Source organism: Kordia periserrulae (assembly GCF_003054265.1).
In the GTDB taxonomy this organism is placed as follows: domain Bacteria; phylum Bacteroidota; class Bacteroidia; order Flavobacteriales; family Flavobacteriaceae; genus Kordia; species Kordia periserrulae.
Window position 1 is genome coordinate 111044 of record NZ_QBKT01000009.1, and the last position, 20731, is coordinate 131774.

The window sequence follows — 20731 nt, forward strand, 5'->3', positions numbered from 1 at the left end:
CAGTTTCAACTTCAAATCCTAACTTCAAACCTTTCCAAGTTGCACTGCTTCTTGCATGACTTGATAGCGTTTGCGCCACACAGTTAAATCTTTATTCAGATGGTCATCAATATGTACGGGATCTTTGGTGTTGAAATTTCCGCCCCAGCGTAATTCTGGATCGTCAATAATTAAGGTTAAAAAAAACTTTACAGGATCTGGAACGTTTGGATATTTTGCCAATACTTTCGAATTTGCCCATTTGCCATTTCCATATTGTAAGTTCATATCAATTCCGTGTCCTGCCAAATGATTCGAAAACGTTGCAGGCGGCACAATAGCACCTTGCACATTCGTTGTAGTTCTAAAAGAGCTTGTTACGTATACAAACACATTGGCGCGTTTGGCATAACCGTTAATTTTTTCGAGTGCAGGTACAAATTCCACATCAGCTCTGCATGGTTTTCCTGAAAAATTAGAAGCTTCAAACAAAACTAGTGGTGATTTTTTACTAGGTAAATTCTGCGGAGCCAAATCACTCCATTTAGCGCCGTAATATTGATTGATATCGTTTAGGAATAAATTAATCAATGGTCGCGTCAGCAAATCACCATCTGATTGAATATTGTGGTCACTGGCATATTTTATCACAGCATTTCGCGTACTATTTCCATAGAATCCGTCTGCGCCGAATTTCGCAAAATTCAATTCTTCGCCATATCCTTCTGTATTTAAAAACACTTGAATGGCGGTAATGCTCATTTTAGTTCCTTTGGAAATGTATTTTTTGGTGCGCAAATCGGATGTATGAATTTGCCATAATACATACATTTCTGGAAGAAAATCATGGCGTTCTAAAATTAATTTTGCCAAATCATCTGTGACTTTATCACCATTGGTATTCACCCCATTTCGTTTTGCAAAAGCGGCTACGGCAGTAGCAGTGGCGCGCCCGTAATCGCCATCAGCTTGGTAATTATCCCATTTCAGTTCTTTCCGAAAACCCAATTCAAAAAGTGTTCGTTGCAAATCGGTGATTAAGACCTTATCGTTTGACCCTCGAAATAACAATCGGTCAATATTTCCTTTTTTTAAAGCGGCTTCCAATATATTTGAACATTCCATGGTGATATCATTTTAGTTGTCAGCAAATTAAGAAAAAATAAAGAGAGTCAAAAAGAGGAAAAACACGGAGTTTACAAACTATCGCAAATCATCAATGTAGCCTTTGGCTTTGCCTGTTCTTTTAGGTCTGTTTTTCTTTCGTAAAGTGTTTGTAAGTTTATCAAATTGCGCTCTGGTTACTTTTCCTTTTCTCCATTTGTGTTGTTTGGCAAGTCCGAATGCGTATTTGTTATAATTAGGATGACTTCCACCACCTTTGATATGGTGCATTTTTCCTTTATCCAATCTTTTGATTCGTAAATGATTGGTATTACGTCTGCCAGAAGGTAGCATCATACCATTGACAGCACTATTTGCCCACGACTTCGGAATTCCGTAATCTCTGCATACTTGCGCAGGAATTAAATGTTGTGCTTCGCGTCCGCGTTTCCATTTTTTAAAGTCAATTCCTTTTACTCGCTTTCCGCCACCTCTTTTAAAGCGTTCTCTAGCAAGTTTTCCAGAATCTCCGTATTTGGTTTTTACAAATTGGATAACCTGTCTTTGAACAGTCGTGTTTTTTGCTGTGTTTTGAAATAAACCGGAAGGATTGAAACTTTGAGAACGATTGTCTACTAACTGAAAAACAGCACGTTGATGCACAACATTGGCAGCAGCTTGTTGTTTCTTTTTGGGTATTTGAGTAAGAAGATGTTGCATGACTTACGTTCGATTGTTCCACACTACAATCAGTAAGTTAGCTTAAATAGGTAACACCATTAAGAAATATTTGATTTTGTCTACGAAATGTATATGCGCACAGAAAAAATATCTGTAAGCTTCCTATTATTTCAAATCGGCGAGTAATTCTAAGGCTTTTTGGGCGTCTTCTTTCGCTACGTGCAATTCAATATCGCCGCCTAAAATTCCCGCATAAGCGGTATCCATTTTATTGATTTCGAAATAATTAATTCCAGCTTCATTCAAAATATGTTTTGCATCCATAATTTGAATTTGAACATTGCTTGTATATATTTTTACTCTACTCATATATCAGTCATTAAAAAGTGTTCTATTAAGATACGAAAAATTACAGGATTTTATCAAAATTTAAAAGAAGATTCTTTCTGAATTTGAATGTAATTGAGTTTCAGCTACTTTCGTATTCAATCTTTCAATTATTCAATCATTTAATCACTTATGTTGATAGCAAAATCCGCCATTTTTCACTTTTCGTCGACACAATTTCCCTGATTTTGTTCGCGCTCCACATATAGAAGTCGTAGATTTTTTAGGAGCCGTTGCGCGACTGTTTTCTTGTTTGGTATGTTGAAAACAATAACCGTTTGCCAGTTTTGTAAAGTGTTTGCAGCGCGTTCCTTTTTGTGTAGTTCCTTTACATCGTACTGTAGAAGCCTTTCCAACAGACTTATCGGCAAAGTTATTTCCTTTTTTTAATTGATGAATTGGCGGTGGTTTGCATATTTTACAAGGTGTCAATTTAGCAGCCTTAATTTCTGCAACACCAGAAAGTTTTTTAGAAACATTTTCCACCATTCTACACGAACTCAAATGATATCGCGCTCCCGAAGGTGTTTTATATACGTTTTGTGCATAACATTGTATACATGTTATGAATAAAAAGAAAATGAAGGTTAATTTTTTCAAATGAAATCAGATAAAGCCTAAAATTAGACAAATCTTCAAACATTAGAAAATGGTTTCCCGTAAAAATAGCAGAGAAACGTATAGTTCTGTAAATTAACAAATAGGGCAATCAAAAAGCGAAAACCCAAAAGCAAAGCGACCTAACACCTAAAACCTAACACCCAAAAATCAATCCTGCAAAGCAAACACCTTCTTCAACAAATCCGTAGTTCTGGAGCTAACTTTGGTGCGAATCTTTTTCTCTTCAACCGCAATCATCGTGTACACACCTTTCAATGCTTCGTTGGTTACATAATCGGTCAAATCTGGATTGACGTCGTTCACTAGCGGGAGTTTGTTATATCGCTCAATCAAATTCGTCCAAATTCTGTCCGCGCCTACTTTGGCAAACGAATTCTGAATGACAGGTTGAAATTTATTGTACAACGCGGTTGTTGTTTTATTTTGCAAGTACTGAGTTGCTGCATTATCGGCACCGAGTAGAATATTTTTGGCATCATCAAACGTGATGTCTTTTACGGCATTTACAAAAATAGGCGTCGCTTCTTTTACAGCATCTTCAGCAGCTCTGTTCAGCATTTTAATTCCGTCATCTGCCAAACTTCCCAGTCCGATATCGCGCAAGGTTTTCTCTACCTTTTGCAGTTCTGCGGGCATCAAAATCTTTACCAAACCATTCTTGTAAAAACCATCTTTTAAGGTTAACTTTTGGACTTGAAGATCAATTCCTTTATCCAATGCTTGACGCAATCCTGCAGCAATATCAGCGTTTCCGATAGTTCCCTGTGGCAATTGATTTACTACTTGTTGTAATTCCGCGCAAGAATTCAATAGCAACAATCCGACAAAAGCAATCATGATTTTTTTCATAAGTCTGTATTTAGATTTTAATATGCAAAAAGTACAAAAGGTTTGTGCAAAACCAAAATGTATTTCGGTAAAATTTCAAAAAACAGCTATACAGCAAAAAGCGTATAATAATCCTGTATATTTGTGATATAAACCAAAAAATGATTTGAAAGACTATCAAAATATACTAAACAACATCAAGCGTTATGTTCAGCTAACACCAGAAGATGAACAGCAATTTATTTCCATTGTACGTACAACAACTGTAAAACGTAGACAATTTATTGTACAACCCAATTTTGTATGTTCGCACCAAACGTATGTCGTAAAAGGTACATTGAGAAGCTATTTTGTGACGGATGAAGGTGTAGAACATACCATTCAGTTTGCTGTTGAAGATTGGTTTATCAGTGATTTTAATAGTTACATTACACAAACACCTGCTTCGTTATTTGTAGAAGCATTGGAAGATTCAATAGTGCAACAAATTAGCTATAAAGATGTGGAAGCCTTGTGTGCCGCGAATCCAAAATTTGAACATTTTTTTAGATTGGTAGCGCAAAAATCATTTGCCTTTTCGCAACGCCGTATACTCTCAAACTTAGGGAAAACCGCAGAAGAGCGTTATCTTGAATTTTACAATTTATATCCATCCATCGTGCAACGTGTTCCGCAATATGCATTGGCTTCCTATCTTGGAATGTCTGCAGAATTTTTAAGCAAGATTCGGAAACGTTTGACACAAAAATCTTGAACTAGTTCAAGATGATTTCTTAAATCAGTTCATTTTTTATCAACGCTGCAAGCTGCAATTTTGTACTGTCAATATTGGCATTATCAAAATCACACGAAAATGAATTCAAACAAAAACATTCCTTCCTATGCAGAAGGGTTAGAAGAATTACAAAACAATTTAGGAAACATGTTGCCCAAAGAAGCATTAGCCATATTTGAATCTGATGCTGCGCAGTTACAAGCAACACACACAACAATTTTACAACTTCAAAAAGGAGATACCGCACCTGACTTTTCTTTGTCCAATGCCATTGGAGAAACCATCACGCTAAATGTGCTTTTGCAAAAAAGCAAAGTCGTTTTAACATTTTACAGAGGTACTTGGTGTCCGTATTGTAATTTACAATTGCATCAATACCAACAAGTATTGGGGGAAATAACATCACTCGGAGCTCAATTAGTTGCAATTTCTCCACAAACACCTGACGAATCACTAACCATCAAAGAAAAAAACAATTTGCAATTTGAAGTGTTGAGTGACAACGGAAATATAGTGGCAAAACAATTTACAACAGTATTTAAAAATGATGAAAAGCCTATTGCAGCGATGATCGACTTGGGCATCAATTTTGACAATCACTATGCAGATGATTCACAAGAATTGCCAATACCAGCTGTATTCATCATTGAAAAAGACCGAACAATTTCTTTTGCAAAAGCCATTGATGGTGACTATAGAAATAGAGTAGAAGCTTCCGAAATTATCAATGCATTAAAAAAATAATACGATGAATCAAAAAATATGGTATATCACGGGAATTTCTAGCGGATTGGGTAAAGCTTTGGCGAACGCTGTCATGGAAAAAGGCGATTTTGTCATTGGAACGTTTAGGAATTCAACGCAAGTAGATACCTTCAATTCAAATCATAAAGGCAAAGGATTTGCTGTTAAACTAGATATTACAAATCATGAAGAAATAGACCAAACAACAAACATGCTAATAGAAAAGTTTAAGCGAATCGATGTACTGGTCAATAATGCAGGTATTGGATTTGTAGGAGCTATTGAAGAAGCTAGTATTCAAGAAGTTAGAAATGTTTTTGAAGCAAACTTTTTTGGTGTTTTAAAACTAACACAGAATATATTGCCATTCATGCGAAAAGAACACAAAGGACACATTGTTCAAATTTCTTCGCACGGAGGTATCAAAGCATTTGCAGGATTTGGAATTTACAATGCCAGTAAATTTGCTTTAGAAGGATTTAGTGAAGCTTTGGCGCAAGAAGTTGCTGCGCTTGGTATTAAAGTGTCCATCATAGAACCAGGACCATTTCGAACCAATTTTGCGAGTAGTAATTTAGGAGAAGCTCAAAAAATCATAAAAGCGTATGAAGCAACTGCTGGAGCTTTTCGGACGAAGCTAAAAAGTGTACACGGCAAACAAGAAGGAAATCCTGAAAAAGCAGCACAAGCAATCATTCAGTTGGTTTCCTCAGAAAAATCACCATTACGCTTGCCTCTAGGGAAAATTGCGTTGATGACAATCAAAATGAAATTAGAAAGTGTACAATCTGATGTAGAGTCGGGAAGAAGCATTGCAGAAAATGCGGTTTATGAGTCAACTATCTCGGGGTAAGTCCACGAAGCATCAAATAGAAACTATTGAAACATTCGATGCAAGCGTCGGAGCATTATTAATCTCGATTATCGAGTAAAAGTTTCATAAGTCCAACTCTTATATATTTCTTAAAAAATTCCCGTTTTTTTTGAATATTCCGTAAATTGCACCCTCAAAATTAAGACTTCATTACCAATGGAACAAGTGCAACCTTATAAGCCAACTCATAAAGTTCGAATCGTAACTGCCGCATCACTTTTTGACGGACACGATGCCGCTATCAATATCATGCGAAGAATCATTCAATCTACAGGTGTGGAAGTGATTCATCTCGGGCACGATAGAAGTGTGGAAGAAGTAGTCAATACTGCCATTCAAGAAGATGCCAATGCGATTGCGATGACGTCGTATCAAGGTGGACACAACGAGTATTTTAAATACATGTACGATTTGTTGCAAGAAAAAGGTGCAGGTCACATCAAAATTTTTGGCGGCGGTGGCGGCGTTATCCTTCCGGAAGAAATCAAAGAACTGATGGACTACGGAATCACGCGAATCTATTCACCCGACGATGGACGCGAAATGGGCTTGCAAGGCATGATTAATGATTTAGTGAAGCAATCTGATTTTGCTATTGGCGATACGTTAAATGGTGAAGTCAATATATTACACGAAAAAAATCCAAAAGCGATTGCACGTGTCATTTCTTCGGCAGAAAACTTTCCAGAAGTCGCAAAAGATGCCTTAGAAACGATTCACATCAAAAATAAAAACTCAAAAACTCCAGTTTTAGGAATCACAGGAACTGGTGGCGCAGGAAAATCGAGTTTGGTAGACGAATTGGTACGCCGATTTTTAATCGATTTCCCAGAAAAAACCATCGGACTCATTTCGGTAGATCCTTCCAAACGAAAAACGGGTGGCGCGTTGTTGGGCGATCGTATTCGTATGAACGCGATTAATTCGCCAAGAGTCTACATGCGTAGTTTGGCTACGCGGCAATCGAATTTGGCATTGTCAAAATATGTAAATGAAGCGATTGAAGTTTTAAAAGCTGCGGAATACGATTTAATTATTCTAGAAACCTCCGGAATTGGTCAGTCGGATACTGAAATCATGGAACACAGCGATGTGGCGTTGTATGTAATGACACCAGAATTTGGAGCGGCAACGCAATTGGAAAAAATTGACATGCTCGATTTTGCCGATTTGGTGGCGATTAACAAATTTGACAAACGCGGTTCGTTAGATGCCTTACGCGATGTAAAAAAGCAGTACATGCGCAACAACAATTTGTGGGATACACCACAAGATGAATTGCCAGTGTACGGAACCATTGCATCACAGTTCAACGATCCTGGCATGAATACCTTGTACAAAGCGGTGATGGACAAATTGGTTGAAAAAACCAACGCCGATTTGCAATCTACCTCAAAAATATCTGGGGAAATGAGCGAAAAAATCTTTGTCATTCCACCATCGCGTACACGTTATTTATCTGAAATTGCAGAAAACAATCGCGCGTATGACAAAACGGCTTCAGAGCAAGTAGAAGTCGCACAAAAACTCTACGGAATCTACAAAACCATTGGTTCTGTCGCAAATGTAAAATCGCACGAGGTCGAGATGAAATTCATGTCCAAAACTGGTTTGGATGAAAACATTATTTTAGAGCGATTGGACAGCGAATCGGATATCGAATTGGTCAAATTATTACTGAAAGAGTTCGATCGCGTCAAGCTCAATCTCGATCCGTATAACTGGGAAATCATCAACGGTTGGAATGATAAAGTCAACAAATACAAAAACCCGATTTACACGTTTAAAGTTCGTGACAAAGAAATCAAGATAAACACACATACCGAATCCTTATCACACTTGCAAATTCCTAAAGTTGCCTTGCCAAAATATCAAGCTTGGGGCGACATCCTAAAATGGTGTTTGCAGGAAAATGTACCAGGAGAATTTCCATATACCTCAGGATTGTATCCTTTCAAACGTACAGGAGAAGATCCAGCGCGTATGTTTGCGGGAGAAGGTGGTCCAGAACGTACCAATAAACGTTTTCACTATGTAAGTGCTGGCATGCCTGCAAAGCGTTTATCCACAGCGTTTGACAGTGTAACCTTGTACGGAAACGATCCGGATTTGCGACCAGATATTTATGGTAAAATTGGAAACGCAGGAGTTTCTATTTGTTGTTTGGACGATGCGAAAAAGCTTTATTCTGGGTTTAATTTAGCCGATAAAATGACGTCAGTAAGTATGACGATTAACGGTCCAGCGCCAATGTTATTAGGATTTTTCATGAATGCTGCCATCGATCAACAATGTGAAATTTACATCAAAGAAAACGGACTAGAAGCTGAGGTAGAAGCTAAAATCGCGGAAATTTATAAAGATAAGGAACGTCCAAAATACAATGGCGAATTGCCAGAAGGAAACGACGGTTTAGGATTGATGTTACTTGGCGTAACAGGTGATCAAGTGTTGCCAAAAGAAATTTACGAAGACATCAAAACCAACACCATTGCACAAGTTCGCGGAACGGTTCAGGCAGATATTTTAAAAGAAGATCAGGCGCAAAATACCTGTATTTTCTCAACAGAATTCGCCTTGCGTTTGATGGGGGACGTACAAGAATACTTCATCGAAAATAATGTGCGTAACTTCTATTCGGTGTCTATTTCTGGATATCACATCGCGGAAGCTGGCGCGAATCCAATTACGCAATTGGCATTGACCTTATCCAACGGATTTACCTATGTTGAGTACTATCTGAGCAGAGGAATGGACATTAATAAATTTGGTCCAAACTTATCGTTCTTTTTCTCTAACGGAATTGATCCAGAATATGCGGTCATTGGTCGTGTAGCGCGTAAAATCTGGGCGAAAGCCTTAAAACATAAATACGGAGCCAATGCACGTGCGCAAATGTTAAAATATCACATTCAGACGTCTGGACGTAGTTTGCATGCGCAGGAAATCGATTTCAATGATATTCGTACAACCTTACAAGCCTTATACGCGATTTACGATAACTGTAACTCGTTGCACACCAACGCGTATGACGAAGCGATTACCACACCAACAGAAGAATCGGTGCGTAGAGCGATGGCAATTCAGTTGATTATCAACAAAGAATTAGGATTGGCGAAGAACGAAAATCCAATTCAGGGCTCGTTTATCATTGAAGAATTGACCGATTTGGTAGAAGAAGCTGTCTTAGCAGAATTTGACCGAATTACAGAACGTGGCGGCGTATTAGGCGCGATGGAAACCATGTATCAACGTTCTAAAATTCAGGAAGAGAGTTTGTATTACGAGACCTTAAAACACAACGGACAATTCCCGATTATCGGTGTAAATACCTTCTTGAGTAGTAAAGGTTCGCCAACGGTCATTCCAAAAGAAGTCATTCGTGCCACGGAAGAAGAAAAGCAATATCAAATCAAAATATTGAACAACTTACACAACGCACACGACACTAAAGACTTATTGCGCGACTTGCAACAAAAAGCGGTCAACAACGAAAACATTTTTGAGGCCTTAATGGAAGTTTGTAAAGTCTGTTCATTAGGGCAAATTACTTTGGCGTTATTTGAAGTTGGTGGACAATATCGAAGAAATATGTAAATCGAATATCAATTTATTTAGCTGATATAAGTTGGGACGCGTATGTGAACTTTACAGGATTTCTGATGTTGATATTGATGAACTATCTAAGCTTTCTTATGAAGAATCAGAGAATTTTCTAGATGAGAAATATGCTTGTGTTGATGGTGAGTTACATCATAAAAATGATACGGTATTTAGTATGGATAAAGGTTGGGATATTGTAAAGTTTTTACTCAAAAAAGTAGCATATCCAAAACATGAAATACTAAATCAACTTGATACACGATTTATAAAATCGAAAGAAGTGAAATTGATTCATAAAACGATCAAGGACATTACTATTGATGATATAATGAAAGTTTTGAATATCCCTGAAATGATAGAACAAAAAGTATACAAAGCCGGAGTTGATGATAAAAACTATATCAATTACCATTTAAAGACTTATAAAACCGCATTTAAAAAAGCTTCGGAACTTAATAATGGAATTGTAATACATTTCTACTAAAAAACACTTAGATAATTAATTTCCAAACTACACCGAAAAAATCCGTAGTTCATCTAAACAAAAAATAAACCCTACCAAAAATGTATGAATCGTGTCGGTTCATACATTTTTTGTTTCTAAGTAGTTGTAAACAAAGTAATTTGTGATTCGTAAAACTAACTAGGGGCAAATTACATGAAAACAAGACTACTTTTTTTAACAATATTTTTTTTAACAACTTTTTTCTGTTACGCACAACCCGCTAATGACGATTGTGCCAATGCAGAAATCATAAACGTTACCACCGCAACAACCACACTAGTTACTTTCAACAACGGAACCGCAACAGAAAGCTTACAAAGTAGTTGTGAAAATGCAAGCAATACCTATTTCGATGTTTGGTATGAATTTACCATGCCTGTCAACGGAAACATTCAAATTACAGGCGTAAATTTTGCAGATGGTTTCGCATTATACGATACCTGTGGAGGTACAGAAATCGCTTGTTTTTATGATGGTGGATTTATCTACAGTCTTTCCGTCGGAACCTATAAGTTACGAGCTTCCAGTCTTGATATACAAGCTGGCGCCGATAGTTTTAGCATTCAGGCGTTTGAAACTCCAACAAATGACGAATGTACTACGCCAATTGTCATTACCGACGATATTACCACGCAACGCTCTTTCAGTTATGATAACCGAGGCGCTACCGAAAGTTTGGACGCTAGTTGTGACAATGCTTCTAGCACGTATTTAGATATATGGTATGAATTTACCATGCCCGTGAATGGAAATGTACATATTACGGGTGTGAATATTTTTGACAGATTCACGTTGTACGATTCCTGTGGTGGCACTGAAATTATATGTGATGTTGATGATTCCTTTGCGTACAATCTCTCAACGGGAACGTATCTTTTACGCGTTTCCAAGCAATCCATTTACGCTTCGGTAGACAATTTTAACATACAAGCATTTGCCACGGTTGCAAACGATGAATGCGCCACAGCGGAAGTCATTACCGACGATATCAGCACGGAAAGAATCATTACATATGAAAGCCGAGGCGCTACCGAAAGTTTGGACGCCAGTTGCGATACCGCTACCAACACACACTTAGATGTTTGGTACGAATTTACCATGCCTGTCAATGGAAACTTGCGTATTTCAGGTGTGAATATTTTTGACAGATTTACGCTGTATGATAGCTGTGGCGGAACTGAAATTAGTTGTTTTTCTAGCGAAGGATTTGTGTACAATTTAACCACAGGAACTTATATTCTCAGAGCCTATAAGCAGGACATTTATGCTTCCGCAGATAGTTTCCGAATTCAAGCATTTGCTACAGTTGCCAATGACGAATGTGCTACAGCAGAAGTCATTACAGACGATATTACTACGGAAAGAACCATCAATTTTGACAACAGAAACGCAACCGAAAGTTTAGATGCCAGTTGCGATACGGCTAGCAATACCTATTTAGACGTTTGGTATGAATTTACCATGCCAGTCAATGGAAATTTACAAATTACTGGGACTGGCTCTTTAGATCGATTCACGCTGTACGATTCGTGTGGTGGAAGCGAAATACACTGTGGTGCAGCCAACTTTTTTGCATACAATCTCTCAACAGGAACCTATTATCTTCGAGCGTATAGTCAATCTATTTACGCTTCCGCAGATAGTTTCCGAATTCAGGCTTTTGCCTCTGCAGCAAATGATGAATGCGCTGCGGCCGAACTTATTACGGATGACATTTCCACGCAAAGAATCATCAATTACGACAACAGAAGCGCTACCGAAAGCTTGGATGCAAGTTGCGACAGTGCCAGCAATACCTACTTGGATTTATGGTACGAATTTACCATGCCATTTGCTGGAAACGTAGAAATAACAGGAGTTGGTAGCTTGGACAGATTTACGTTTTATGACAGTTGCGGCGGAACAGAAATTAATTGTTTCAGTAACAACGGATTTGCCTTTGGACTCAGTGCAGGAAATTACATACTCAGAGTCAGTAGTCAATCCATTTATGCATCAGCAGATAGTTTTAGAATTCAAGCGTTTCAAGCATTGCCAAATGACGATTGTGCAAATGCCGAAATGATTTCTGTAGCAGGTGTTGGTGCATGTAGTTCACAAAATATTACGGTTGATACACGCAGAGCTTCCGAAACCTTTGCTCCTGATATTGGAAACTGTTTCAGTACGTCACAAACGTGGTTAGATGCTTGGTATAGTTTTGAAGCTCCAATAACAGGAAATATAACCTTAAACTCTTCAAGTTTTAACAATACGTTTGCCGTGTATGAAAGTTGTGGTGGAACAGAAGTGGCTTGTTTTGGGCAAAATGGAGTCATTCCAGTAGTCTTTGGAAACACCTATTACATCCAAGTCGCAAGAACTACAATATCCGCAGGAGAACTTACCTTTTGTCTAGAAGGCGCTCCAGATGTCGCACTCGGAACTGCAGGAGTTTGTGAAGCCATTCCAACAGTAGATATATCAACTGCGCAAGGAAATACCAACGAATGGGTGCCGATTTTAGACGCTGCTGGCGATATTGTAGCAGCTATTAATGCCAATGGAAACGATTTAGGAACTGTAACAACTACACTATTTATTGAAAATACTGATACAAGAGACTTCTCTGGGCAACCGTATTTACGGCGAGAAGTCTCTATCAGTACCTCAAATGTACCTTCAAGTGCGGTGAATGTTCGATTGTATCTTTTAGGTGATGAGGTAGACGATTTGATACTGGCTGATAGTAACTTAACCGCAATTTCAGGGTTGGAACTCATGAAAGTCAACGGAAACACATGTACCACAGGTTATACTTCTGGCGGCGATTATATCATTGCTAGCGGGAGTTCATATTTGAATAATTATTACCTGCAATTTTCAACCAATTCGTTTTCAGTTTTCTATCCAACATCCACCAATTTAGATACCACATTAAGTATTCCGTCCGTAGCAACTAATGAATTAGGCATTACGATAGCACCAACAGTCACAGATGGAATCATTCAGATACATACAGAAAATACGCTTACAGATGTCACCGTGAATATTTTTGATATTACAGGAAGAGCAATCTATCAAGCAGATTTTGAAACGCTCAATCAAGTTCCGCAATCAATACATTTGCGTGGATATCAATCGGGCATGTATTTTATGAAAATTTCGCATCAGCAAAAACAAATAACTAAAAGAATCATATTAAAATAGTTAGTAATATGATATTTCGAGAAACAGTATCACAGCATTTTTTAGTCTTTATGCCACGTGATGCTGTTTTTTTATAGCAATCGTTTAAAAACATATTCTGCTTTTTCTGCAACCCAAACATGTTGGTCATTGGCATCAAAAACATAATCTCAATTTTCAATTGCATTGGGTATAATCGTGACTATTGATGCAAGTAAAACAAATATCAGTTTAGTTTTCAAATGCTGTATTGTTGCATACAAAATGTTAAAAATAGGGATGCTTTCTGTAAAATTGATACCTTTAAAGAAACTGTTTTGCATGCGTTTTGTGTATTTCTTTGTGTTGAATTTTTATGCTTTCATCGGATTTTCGCAACCAAATTCGTTTGAGAAAGGAAAAATTTTACCTGAAATTTCTGTGAATAATAGCTCAGAAACCTACGCTTTGTATCTTCCAAAATCCTTTGATGAAACGGTATTGTCGGCAGTAGTTTTTATTTTTGATCCAAGTGGAAATGGTGTGAATGGAATGCAGCACTTTGTCACTTCTGCTGAAAAGTTCAATTACATCTTGGTGGCTTCTAATAATACAAAAAACGGTGTTCCGTACGATACGAATTTTGAAATTACAAATCGTTTATTTGCGACGATTTTTAGCACTTTTAAGATAGACGAACGTCAGATTTACGCAGCAGGATTTTCAGGCGGTTCGCGTTTGGCAACAGCAATTGCGGCGTTGACAGGAAAAATACAAGGTGTCATTGCTTGTGGCGCAGGTTTGGCAATTAATAAATCAGTTACACCTACTCAAAAAATGTTTTCCTTTATTGGTTTGGTAGGAGATGAAGATATGAATTACCAAGAAATGTTCAATACCAAAACATGGCTTGATCAATTTTCGGTAGCTAATGAATTGTTTGTGTACAACGATACGCATCGTTGGCCGCCAAGCGAGCAGATAGAGCGTGCATTCGGTTGGTTGGAATTGCAAGCCTACAAAAAGGCTATCCGTAGTATTGATTCGCAGTTTGTACAATCGTATTTTGAAACGCAGTATAAAATTGCCGATTCACTTGTGATTCACAATAAATTTCGCGCTGTTCATGAATATGAAAGCATCATGCGTAATTTTGCGCCGTATTTTGAGATTGATGCGACGCAGCAAAAAGTAATTGCTATTAAAAAATCACCTGAATATCAACAACAAGTTGCTGCGCGTGCTGCAATTATTCAAGAAGAAAATGATTTGTATGAGAAGTTTTCTAAAGTATATTCTAACGATATTTTGGCAGCTGAATCGACCGATAATTTTCAATGGTGGCGCAAAGAATTGCATCAACTCAATACTGCTATTACACAACAAGCAAATTCACCAAGAGGAAAAATGTTGAAACGTTTAAAATACTCCATTTTTGCAGGTGCTTACGAGTCTTCAGAAAGTTATGTAGCAGCTAAAAAGTACAAACATGCTTTGTATTGCAATCAGTTGTTGGTGTATTTTAATCCCGAAAAAGCCTATTGGTACTTTCGTGTAGCGCAGAGTTATGCTCATACAAATGATTTTAAGAATACGATTCGAAATTTAAAAAAAGCAAAAGATTTAGGATTGCCACAATTTGAGCGTATTCAGCAATTGCCACTTTTTGCAAAATTCAAACAAAAAAGAAGGTTTCAAAAGTTGTTTGAAGTTTCTGAAAAAGACAAATAAACAACGAAGTGATTTAAACTTTTTCTTATGGCTGCAAATTTATCTTGTTTCGCCCTGATTTTGACTTTTTTTCGTAACGTAGCTACGGCTATGCTACTCAAAAAAGGCTTCATCAGGTCAAAAAATCTATAATTTTCGCTACAAAACAAAAAGGTTAAACCACTTCAACATCAAAATTACGACGAAAACTTCTTTTCAATATAGCTTGATGGTGTATCGTTCATCAGTAATTTAAACGTTTTATTGAAAGTCGATTTTGAATTAAATCCCGCATCCATAGCAATGGCAAGTAGGGTTTGTTTTTTGTGTTCGCCAGCTTCTATTTTTTTTAAAAACGCTTGTATGCGAAATTCATTAATGTACTCGTAAAAAGTTTTTTCATACACTGAATTGAGCAGCCATGAAAGGTTATTGGCTGATGTATGCAATTCTTTGGCTAAAATTTTTAAGCTCAAATCAGCGCGTGTATAAATATGTTCTTCTTCAATAAGGATTTGTAACTTTTGTTGGATTTCGGAGATTTCTTTTTTAGTCAATCGGTCTTTTTGTGGTGTTTTTTTAGGAACAGGCAAGCGTATGATTTCAGGTTGTGTAAAACTAAAATATCCTACAATAAAGAGAAAAACAGCAATACAAAACCAAATCAATTTGTAGCTGATAACAGCATCGTAATTTTTTAAAATGTACCTATTAAAAACACCAATTCCCCAACAGATAGCAATAAACGAGATTCCCACCGTAACATACTGTATATATCTTGCTATTTTTTGCGTATACTCCGTGGCATGTTCCGAATTTCTAATTTGACGTACAATTTTAAAAGACAAATACGCGTATATGGCAAAGGAAAGCACTCCTGTAAGCTCCATCGTAATATAGATGGTAAACATGCCTACAGGACCAAGGATAGCTCTGTATTCTTCAAAAGTGAACGAAAGTGTCCATAAGAAATACAAAAGCATCAAAATGGAAGGAATATAGTGTTTGAGCTTAAGTGTTTGTTCGGAAGCATTCTTAAAGACCAATCTTTTGAAATACAAATACAAAAACGGACCAAAAATGTACATGGTGGATTCTGTCAAAATCGCGGTTCGCCAAAAGATGTTTCTGTCTAATCGATAGCTTAGCATTTCTCTCACAAAAACGATGACAGAAATTCCAATAAGAATCATTAAAATTTTGTTGGCGGCTTTATGTTTCTTTGAAATGAATTGTAGCGAAATCATTAAAAAGATGCCTTGAATGATTCCCGTAAATAAAATAAGGTCTATAAAGGTAAATGACATCAGATTTTTTGAGTAAATATAGTCAGAAAATGTTTCGAATAGTATTAAGAATACACGAATGCGTTCCTTTTTTGTATCTTATCTTTTAAACCAAAAATACATAATCATGAAAAAACAAAACATTAAAAGTTTAGCAATTCACAAAAAAACAATTTCAACATTGACAGCAGCAAACACACTAAAAGGCGGCACAGGAACATCGCACACAAGTTGTTTGTGTATGGACACAGTTTGTGAGTGTGAGATGGAAGCTCCGTATTAATCAACAAGTAGAAAAATGACGAAAAGATGCGAAATCGCATCTTTTTTTGTTTATAAAAAATGTTTATGACGATTATAAAATTAACATTAAATCATTATCCTTTTTTATAAAAAATAAGATGTAATATATTGAATTGTAGTTAGTTGTTTGTTTTTTTATCAACAGCGTATTCATAAAGAGAGAGAAATTATTTTATAATTTAATTGTGAGAAATTTAACACTTTTACTCGTAGCTTTGTAAGAAATCAAAAAAAATTAATTATGAAAAAGAAGCACATTAAAAGCCTAAAATTACACAAAAATGTTGTGTCAAAAATCAGCGAATTGAACAAAACCGTTGGAGGAACCGACAGTTTCGGTCCAGAAGAATGTATGGAAGAATTCACGCTAGGTTGCAGTCCATCGTTTTTACGTCAATGCCCAATTACAAAAGACACCGATCCGCAGTATTGTTGGTAAACGTTTATTGAATTCCGAAAGTATAAAATGAAGAAGGAATGCCATTTGGCATTCCTTTTTTTTGTTTTAGTATTTTAAAGATAACACAGACTAACTTATATAATTATTCTCGGTATGTTAGTAAAGCACTTGGTTTTATTTCATCAATGATTTTTTCAAAAGCTTCCTCGTTATTTGGACTTGGAGCATTGTTTACAACAATTTTATTTTGTTCGTTAATGATAAGATATCTTGGAATTTGCTGCACATTTAATGCTTTCGCCAAAGAAGATTTTTTGCCTTTTAATAGTAAATAGGAATTTCTAAAATGTAATGTTTCGCTCAGTTCTTCTTGTTTGGCTAGCCATTTTTCTTTGTCGGTATCAATGGAGAGATAAATCCACTCAACATTATTTTCTACAGAAAGACGATCTTTAAATGGTTTATTTTCCTTGATTTGTTTGATACACGGCGGACACCAACTCGCCCAGAAATCAATTACTTTTACACGCTGATGCGACCGATCAAAAATTGATTGTAAGGTGATTGTATCTCCTAAGTGGTTAATCATTTTGGCATTTAAAGCACTTTCAGAGAGTTTAAAGTCATATGTGTTAATATCCTTCAGAATTGTTTGCATAGCTTCGATATGCATTGTTTTTCCTTTAACAGAAGCCATATACTCATCAATTTTTTTCTGCATAAATTGAATACGATGCAAACCGAAAGCAAACCCTTTGTTGTAATAATCTACAATCATTCTCCCAAGGGCGTAATCACGAATTTCCCCAGAAAAGTTAGTTTCAATAAATTCTTTTTCCGCTATAAAATATTCTTTTGAAAAATACGGAGCAGTCGTTTTTACGAAGTAATGACGAATACAGGCAGTTAAACTATTTTTTAAAAAATCGGTATGCCGCATGGCGGAAAAATCTTGAAAATCTTTTACGGTAATATTATCCAAATATGAAGTCAAATCAAATGGAATTTCACTATTCCCATATTCCTTTTCAATGAGCGATGGCAATGCATCGTAATCATTGACATAAAATTTACCATTTTGAACCGAAATTGTTCGTGGACTTACCAAATTATCAACATATTCAAACTTTAAGTGCTTTTTAAAAATTGCCACAAACTCTGGCGATAGGGAATTTTCGGTTTGATACTTTTCTAAAAAAGCTTGTTTTTGCTCGTAAATAGATTGAATACCATTTTTATACAAAAAAAGATTTCCGTTGTAAGGAAATCTTGAATAATCGGGTGTTTGCGCTTCTAGTGCTGCATATAAATTGTTTTGAGCGGCGTTTTTTCCCGTAAATTTCAAAACATTATTTTTTATTTCAAATTTCACTGTATCCGTTGGTTGAATGAAAATTCGAGATGAAAAAAAGTTTTCATCTCCACTTGGGCTAAATTCCATATACAGTGGTTTTTCTATGTTCTTCAGCACAAAAGTGATAGAATCTTTTTGAATCGTTTTTTCGATATCTTGATGCGGCTTTCCAAACAAATACGTATTGTTTAGAAAATTCGGACGTTCAAACACACCAGCATCATCAGAAGTTCCTGTAACAACAATTGTTTGCTCACTTTTCAGAGTCGAAATGTTGTCTTTTTTAGTATTTTTTTTTAAGCTAATTTCAGAAGAATTTCCAGAAAGTGTGGAATGCTCTTTTTGTGGAATACAGACATACAATGTGCTAATTGCAGTAAACACCGTAATACCAAAAACGATTTTTTTGTTTTTTTTAGATAGTGATCGTAGCATTGCGTAATATAAGATAATTAGGTACTATAAACCTTACGGGTTTCCGTAAGAGAAAAGAATTTTGAATTTTTAATTAAAAAAAGAGAGCGCCATTTGTTAAAAACAACGCTCTCAATCTGTTTTAATTTTCGCCTCCAGAACAAATCTTAGCACCACCATTCAAACTACATGCTTCTTCCATGGTATCGCAGCTCTTTATAGAGTATTCTTTTCCGTCATTGCATAATACAGTAGCATTATTGTGCAATTCAGGAGCATTTCCAAATCCGGCAAGGATGGATTTCATTTCCGATCTGCTTAAGTTTTTTCGGGTTTTTAGGTTGATTGTTGTTTTCATAATAAAAATAAATTAATTAGTAAATGCCTACTCTATTACTAGCTTTTCGGCTTCCGCTTTTATGGTTTTGAAGTATCTTCTATTAAATCATCAATAAAATGGCTGAGGTCATCAATAGCATACGATTCGGGAAGGATATAGCTATTTACTAAAAGAGCAGGAGTGAAGGTAATTTTGTGCTGTAGGCACCAATTTCGTTGTTGTTGTAGTATGTAAAGAATTCTATTTGCATCAATGTTTTGTCGGTATTTCGCTAACCATTTTTCATAATCTTGAGTTTGATACCAAAAATTCAAAGCTTTAAAAAACGCTTCATCACCTTTTGTTTCATGCAAATGATATAACTGTTGTAAAAAATGTATATCATCGTCATGTAAATGCTTAAAGTTTACGTTGTAGATAAACCTAACAGCAATTGCGTCAGCGTACGTTTCTAATAGTTTTCTTAGTTGTTGTAATGGCTTTTTGCAATATCTGCAGTATGGACTCGTAATAAAATCAAGAGTCACAAGCGCATCAGGATTTCCAAAAGTTAAGGTAGGTGGAGTAGCAACTGTTTTAGAAGTTGAAGTAAGGGTGTTTTTGAAAACCGTATAATTGCGTTTAAATTTTTGAGCGAGAATTTGTTTCTGTTTTAGTGTTTGATTTTCAATTAAAATATTTTTTAAAAAATACCAGCCAAGTGCAATTGCGAAGAAGAGAAAAGCAGTAAAATTGTACTGTGAAAATGGTATTTGATCAAAAGAAGTAATATTTGATAAGGTAGTTATGTATACCAATTCCAACAGAATAATACCTGCAATAGACATACAAATTGCACACCGTTTTTTTACGACAGCAAACTGATAATACAGTGAAAAAAGGATAACAGGAATAGTTGTAAATACTATTATTTTTTGGAGAGAAAGATACCATTGAAATGTTTGCGTAGCTACAGAAATCGTAAATGCAAGAAGTTGATATGTAAAAAAGACAAAACATAAATCGCTCAGAATAGTCAATTTTCCAGCGGTTTGCATCACACTTTTACAATTTGTCGTTGTTTCTCCATCGCACAAAGCGGCTACAACAGGATTTTTTATATTGAAAACATCCTTCAAAGCCACTATTGAAAGCGTACAACCGATAACGGGCAATAGAAAGAAAACGAAATATGGAAGCGATTGAACATACGCTGTACACAATCCAAAAAAAGATAAAACACAAAGAGTCAATAGTATATGTTTCCACGAATAGCGTATTTTTTTTAGGTTAGTTTCTTCGGTATTCTCAATTAGAAATACAATGCCTAGCCATTCTTGCAATAGATTGCTTTTGGAAATAGTTCGCTTGTTGGAGTTTTCGTAAATAGTGTATCGATGGGAATTTTTAATTTCTACAAGCGCTAGTGAGTCTTCTTGTGCGTGTTTAAACTTTGTCATGAAGAAGTTCGGCAATGCGTCAATTTCGGAAGATTGTACATGCAAGGCACCATTTTCCACATTAAAAAAACGCAGGGTATCACTTAAAGCCAATAACGATGGAAACGCTGGATGCGATTCGTATTGTACAATAAACTCTCGTCTATTAAGATGAATATTTCGTTTTTTCAAATACAAGAACAAAAAGCGTAGATTGTTCATTTACTTAGTCTTAGTTTGAAGCTAAATATAGAAACT

At 36.2% G+C, this 20731-nt stretch carries 18 protein-coding genes; 9 read left to right on the forward strand and 9 right to left on the reverse strand.

Annotated elements, in window-relative coordinates; all coding sequences use genetic code 11:
• Positions 1 to 24: 24 nt before the first annotated feature.
• From C8N46_RS16845 to C8N46_RS16865, 5 genes are all read right to left on the reverse strand, one after another.
• Positions 25 to 1104 (reverse strand): peptidoglycan-binding domain-containing protein, encoded by a 1080-nt coding sequence (locus tag C8N46_RS16845; protein WP_108116192.1) that lies wholly within the window; start codon positions 1102 to 1104, stop codon positions 25 to 27.
• 78 nt (positions 1105 to 1182) lie between these two features.
• Entirely contained in the window at positions 1183 to 1803 is a 621-nt protein-coding gene (locus C8N46_RS16850; protein WP_108116194.1) for a hypothetical protein, read from the reverse strand.
• 126 nt (positions 1804 to 1929) lie between these two features.
• Positions 1930 to 2133: a putative signal transducing protein gene (locus C8N46_RS16855; RefSeq protein WP_108116196.1), complete on the reverse strand. Its 204-nt coding sequence runs from the start codon at positions 2131 to 2133 to the stop codon at positions 1930 to 1932.
• Positions 2134 to 2277: 144 nt separating this feature from the next.
• Positions 2278 to 2751, reverse strand: coding sequence for a DUF5763 domain-containing protein (locus C8N46_RS16860; protein WP_146169867.1), 474 nt, complete (start codon positions 2749 to 2751; stop codon positions 2278 to 2280).
• 168 nt (positions 2752 to 2919) lie between these two features.
• Positions 2920 to 3621 (reverse strand): DUF4197 domain-containing protein, encoded by a 702-nt coding sequence (locus tag C8N46_RS16865; protein WP_108116200.1) that lies wholly within the window; start codon positions 3619 to 3621, stop codon positions 2920 to 2922.
• 145 nt (positions 3622 to 3766) lie between these two features.
• On the opposite strand from C8N46_RS16865, the gene C8N46_RS16870 reads away from it, so the two are divergent.
• The 7 genes from C8N46_RS16870 to C8N46_RS16905 all read left to right on the forward strand — a co-directional run bounded on the left by C8N46_RS16870 (position 3767) and on the right by C8N46_RS16905 (position 14979).
• Complete coding sequence (locus C8N46_RS16870; protein ID WP_108116202.1) at positions 3767 to 4354, forward strand: Crp/Fnr family transcriptional regulator; 588 nt, start codon at positions 3767 to 3769, stop codon at positions 4352 to 4354.
• A 99-nt stretch (positions 4355 to 4453) separates the two neighbouring features.
• Positions 4454 to 5119: a peroxiredoxin-like family protein gene (locus C8N46_RS16875; protein ID WP_108116204.1), complete on the forward strand. Its 666-nt coding sequence runs from the start codon at positions 4454 to 4456 to the stop codon at positions 5117 to 5119.
• Positions 5120 to 5123: 4 nt separating this feature from the next.
• Positions 5124 to 5972 (forward strand): oxidoreductase, encoded by an 849-nt coding sequence (locus C8N46_RS16880; protein ID WP_108116206.1) that lies wholly within the window; start codon positions 5124 to 5126, stop codon positions 5970 to 5972.
• A 177-nt stretch (positions 5973 to 6149) separates the two neighbouring features.
• A complete protein-coding gene (locus C8N46_RS16885) occupies positions 6150 to 9590 on the forward strand; it encodes a methylmalonyl-CoA mutase family protein (protein WP_108116208.1) in 3441 nt (1146 codons plus the stop codon).
• Positions 9591 to 9621: 31 nt separating this feature from the next.
• Complete coding sequence (locus C8N46_RS16890; protein ID WP_108116210.1) at positions 9622 to 10080, forward strand: DUF1877 family protein; 459 nt, start codon at positions 9622 to 9624, stop codon at positions 10078 to 10080.
• Between the two features lie 174 nt (positions 10081 to 10254).
• Positions 10255 to 13290 (forward strand): T9SS type A sorting domain-containing protein, encoded by a 3036-nt coding sequence (locus C8N46_RS16895; RefSeq protein ID WP_108116212.1) that lies wholly within the window; start codon positions 10255 to 10257, stop codon positions 13288 to 13290.
• A 300-nt stretch (positions 13291 to 13590) separates the two neighbouring features.
• The gene (locus C8N46_RS16905) at positions 13591 to 14979 is read left to right on the forward strand and encodes a hypothetical protein (RefSeq protein ID WP_146169868.1); all 1389 of its coding nucleotides are present in this window, start codon (positions 13591 to 13593) and stop codon (positions 14977 to 14979) included.
• Positions 14980 to 15155: 176 nt separating this feature from the next.
• Here the strand turns inward: C8N46_RS16905 and C8N46_RS16910 are convergent, their stop codons facing one another.
• Positions 15156 to 16265, reverse strand: coding sequence for a helix-turn-helix domain-containing protein (locus C8N46_RS16910; RefSeq protein WP_108116218.1), 1110 nt, complete (start codon positions 16263 to 16265; stop codon positions 15156 to 15158).
• A 106-nt stretch (positions 16266 to 16371) separates the two neighbouring features.
• On the opposite strand from C8N46_RS16910, the gene C8N46_RS20620 reads away from it, so the two are divergent.
• Together C8N46_RS20620 and C8N46_RS16915 are read left to right on the forward strand one after the other, a co-directional pair.
• Complete coding sequence (locus C8N46_RS20620; RefSeq protein WP_158269189.1) at positions 16372 to 16527, forward strand: hypothetical protein; 156 nt, start codon at positions 16372 to 16374, stop codon at positions 16525 to 16527.
• A 261-nt stretch (positions 16528 to 16788) separates the two neighbouring features.
• Positions 16789 to 16986, forward strand: a complete 198-nt coding sequence (locus tag C8N46_RS16915; RefSeq protein ID WP_108116220.1) for a hypothetical protein — start codon at positions 16789 to 16791, stop codon at positions 16984 to 16986.
• 103 nt (positions 16987 to 17089) lie between these two features.
• Here C8N46_RS16915 and C8N46_RS16920 read toward each other — a convergent pair whose 3' ends face one another.
• From C8N46_RS16920 to C8N46_RS16930, 3 genes are all read right to left on the reverse strand, one after another.
• Positions 17090 to 18736, reverse strand: a complete 1647-nt coding sequence (locus C8N46_RS16920; protein WP_108116222.1) for a TlpA family protein disulfide reductase — start codon at positions 18734 to 18736, stop codon at positions 17090 to 17092.
• Positions 18737 to 18857: 121 nt separating this feature from the next.
• Entirely contained in the window at positions 18858 to 19022 is a 165-nt protein-coding gene (locus C8N46_RS20625; protein ID WP_158269190.1) for a hypothetical protein, read from the reverse strand.
• Between the two features lie 110 nt (positions 19023 to 19132).
• Entirely contained in the window at positions 19133 to 20695 is a 1563-nt protein-coding gene (locus C8N46_RS16930; protein WP_108116226.1) for a thioredoxin domain-containing protein, read from the reverse strand.
• Positions 20696 to 20731 lie beyond the last annotated feature (36 nt).

Coding starts and splice junctions, on each gene's coding strand:
- C8N46_RS20620 (WP_158269189.1), top strand. CDS start 16,372: ATGAAAAAACAAAACATTAAAAGTTTAGCAATTCACAAAAAAACAATT.
- C8N46_RS16915 (WP_108116220.1), top strand. CDS start 16,789: ATGAAAAAGAAGCACATTAAAAGCCTAAAATTACACAAAAATGTTGTG.
- C8N46_RS16845 (WP_108116192.1), bottom strand. CDS start 1,104: ATGGAATGTTCAAATATATTGGAAGCCGCTTTAAAAAAAGGAAATATT.
- C8N46_RS20625 (WP_158269190.1), bottom strand. CDS start 19,022: ATGAAATCCATCCTTGCCGGATTTGGAAATGCTCCTGAATTGCACAAT.
- C8N46_RS16865 (WP_108116200.1), bottom strand. CDS start 3,621: ATGAAAAAAATCATGATTGCTTTTGTCGGATTGTTGCTATTGAATTCT.
- C8N46_RS16875 (WP_108116204.1), top strand. CDS start 4,454: ATGAATTCAAACAAAAACATTCCTTCCTATGCAGAAGGGTTAGAAGAA.
- C8N46_RS16850 (WP_108116194.1), bottom strand. CDS start 1,803: ATGCAACATCTTCTTACTCAAATACCCAAAAAGAAACAACAAGCTGCT.
- C8N46_RS16855 (WP_108116196.1), bottom strand. CDS start 2,133: ATGAGTAGAGTAAAAATATATACAAGCAATGTTCAAATTCAAATTATG.
- C8N46_RS16910 (WP_108116218.1), bottom strand. CDS start 16,265: ATGTCATTTACCTTTATAGACCTTATTTTATTTACGGGAATCATTCAA.
- C8N46_RS16930 (WP_108116226.1), bottom strand. CDS start 20,695: ATGAACAATCTACGCTTTTTGTTCTTGTATTTGAAAAAACGAAATATT.
- C8N46_RS16885 (WP_108116208.1), top strand. CDS start 6,150: ATGGAACAAGTGCAACCTTATAAGCCAACTCATAAAGTTCGAATCGTA.
- C8N46_RS16905 (WP_146169868.1), top strand. CDS start 13,591: ATGCGTTTTGTGTATTTCTTTGTGTTGAATTTTTATGCTTTCATCGGA.
- C8N46_RS16895 (WP_108116212.1), top strand. CDS start 10,255: ATGAAAACAAGACTACTTTTTTTAACAATATTTTTTTTAACAACTTTT.
- C8N46_RS16920 (WP_108116222.1), bottom strand. CDS start 18,736: ATGCTACGATCACTATCTAAAAAAAACAAAAAAATCGTTTTTGGTATT.
- C8N46_RS16880 (WP_108116206.1), top strand. CDS start 5,124: ATGAATCAAAAAATATGGTATATCACGGGAATTTCTAGCGGATTGGGT.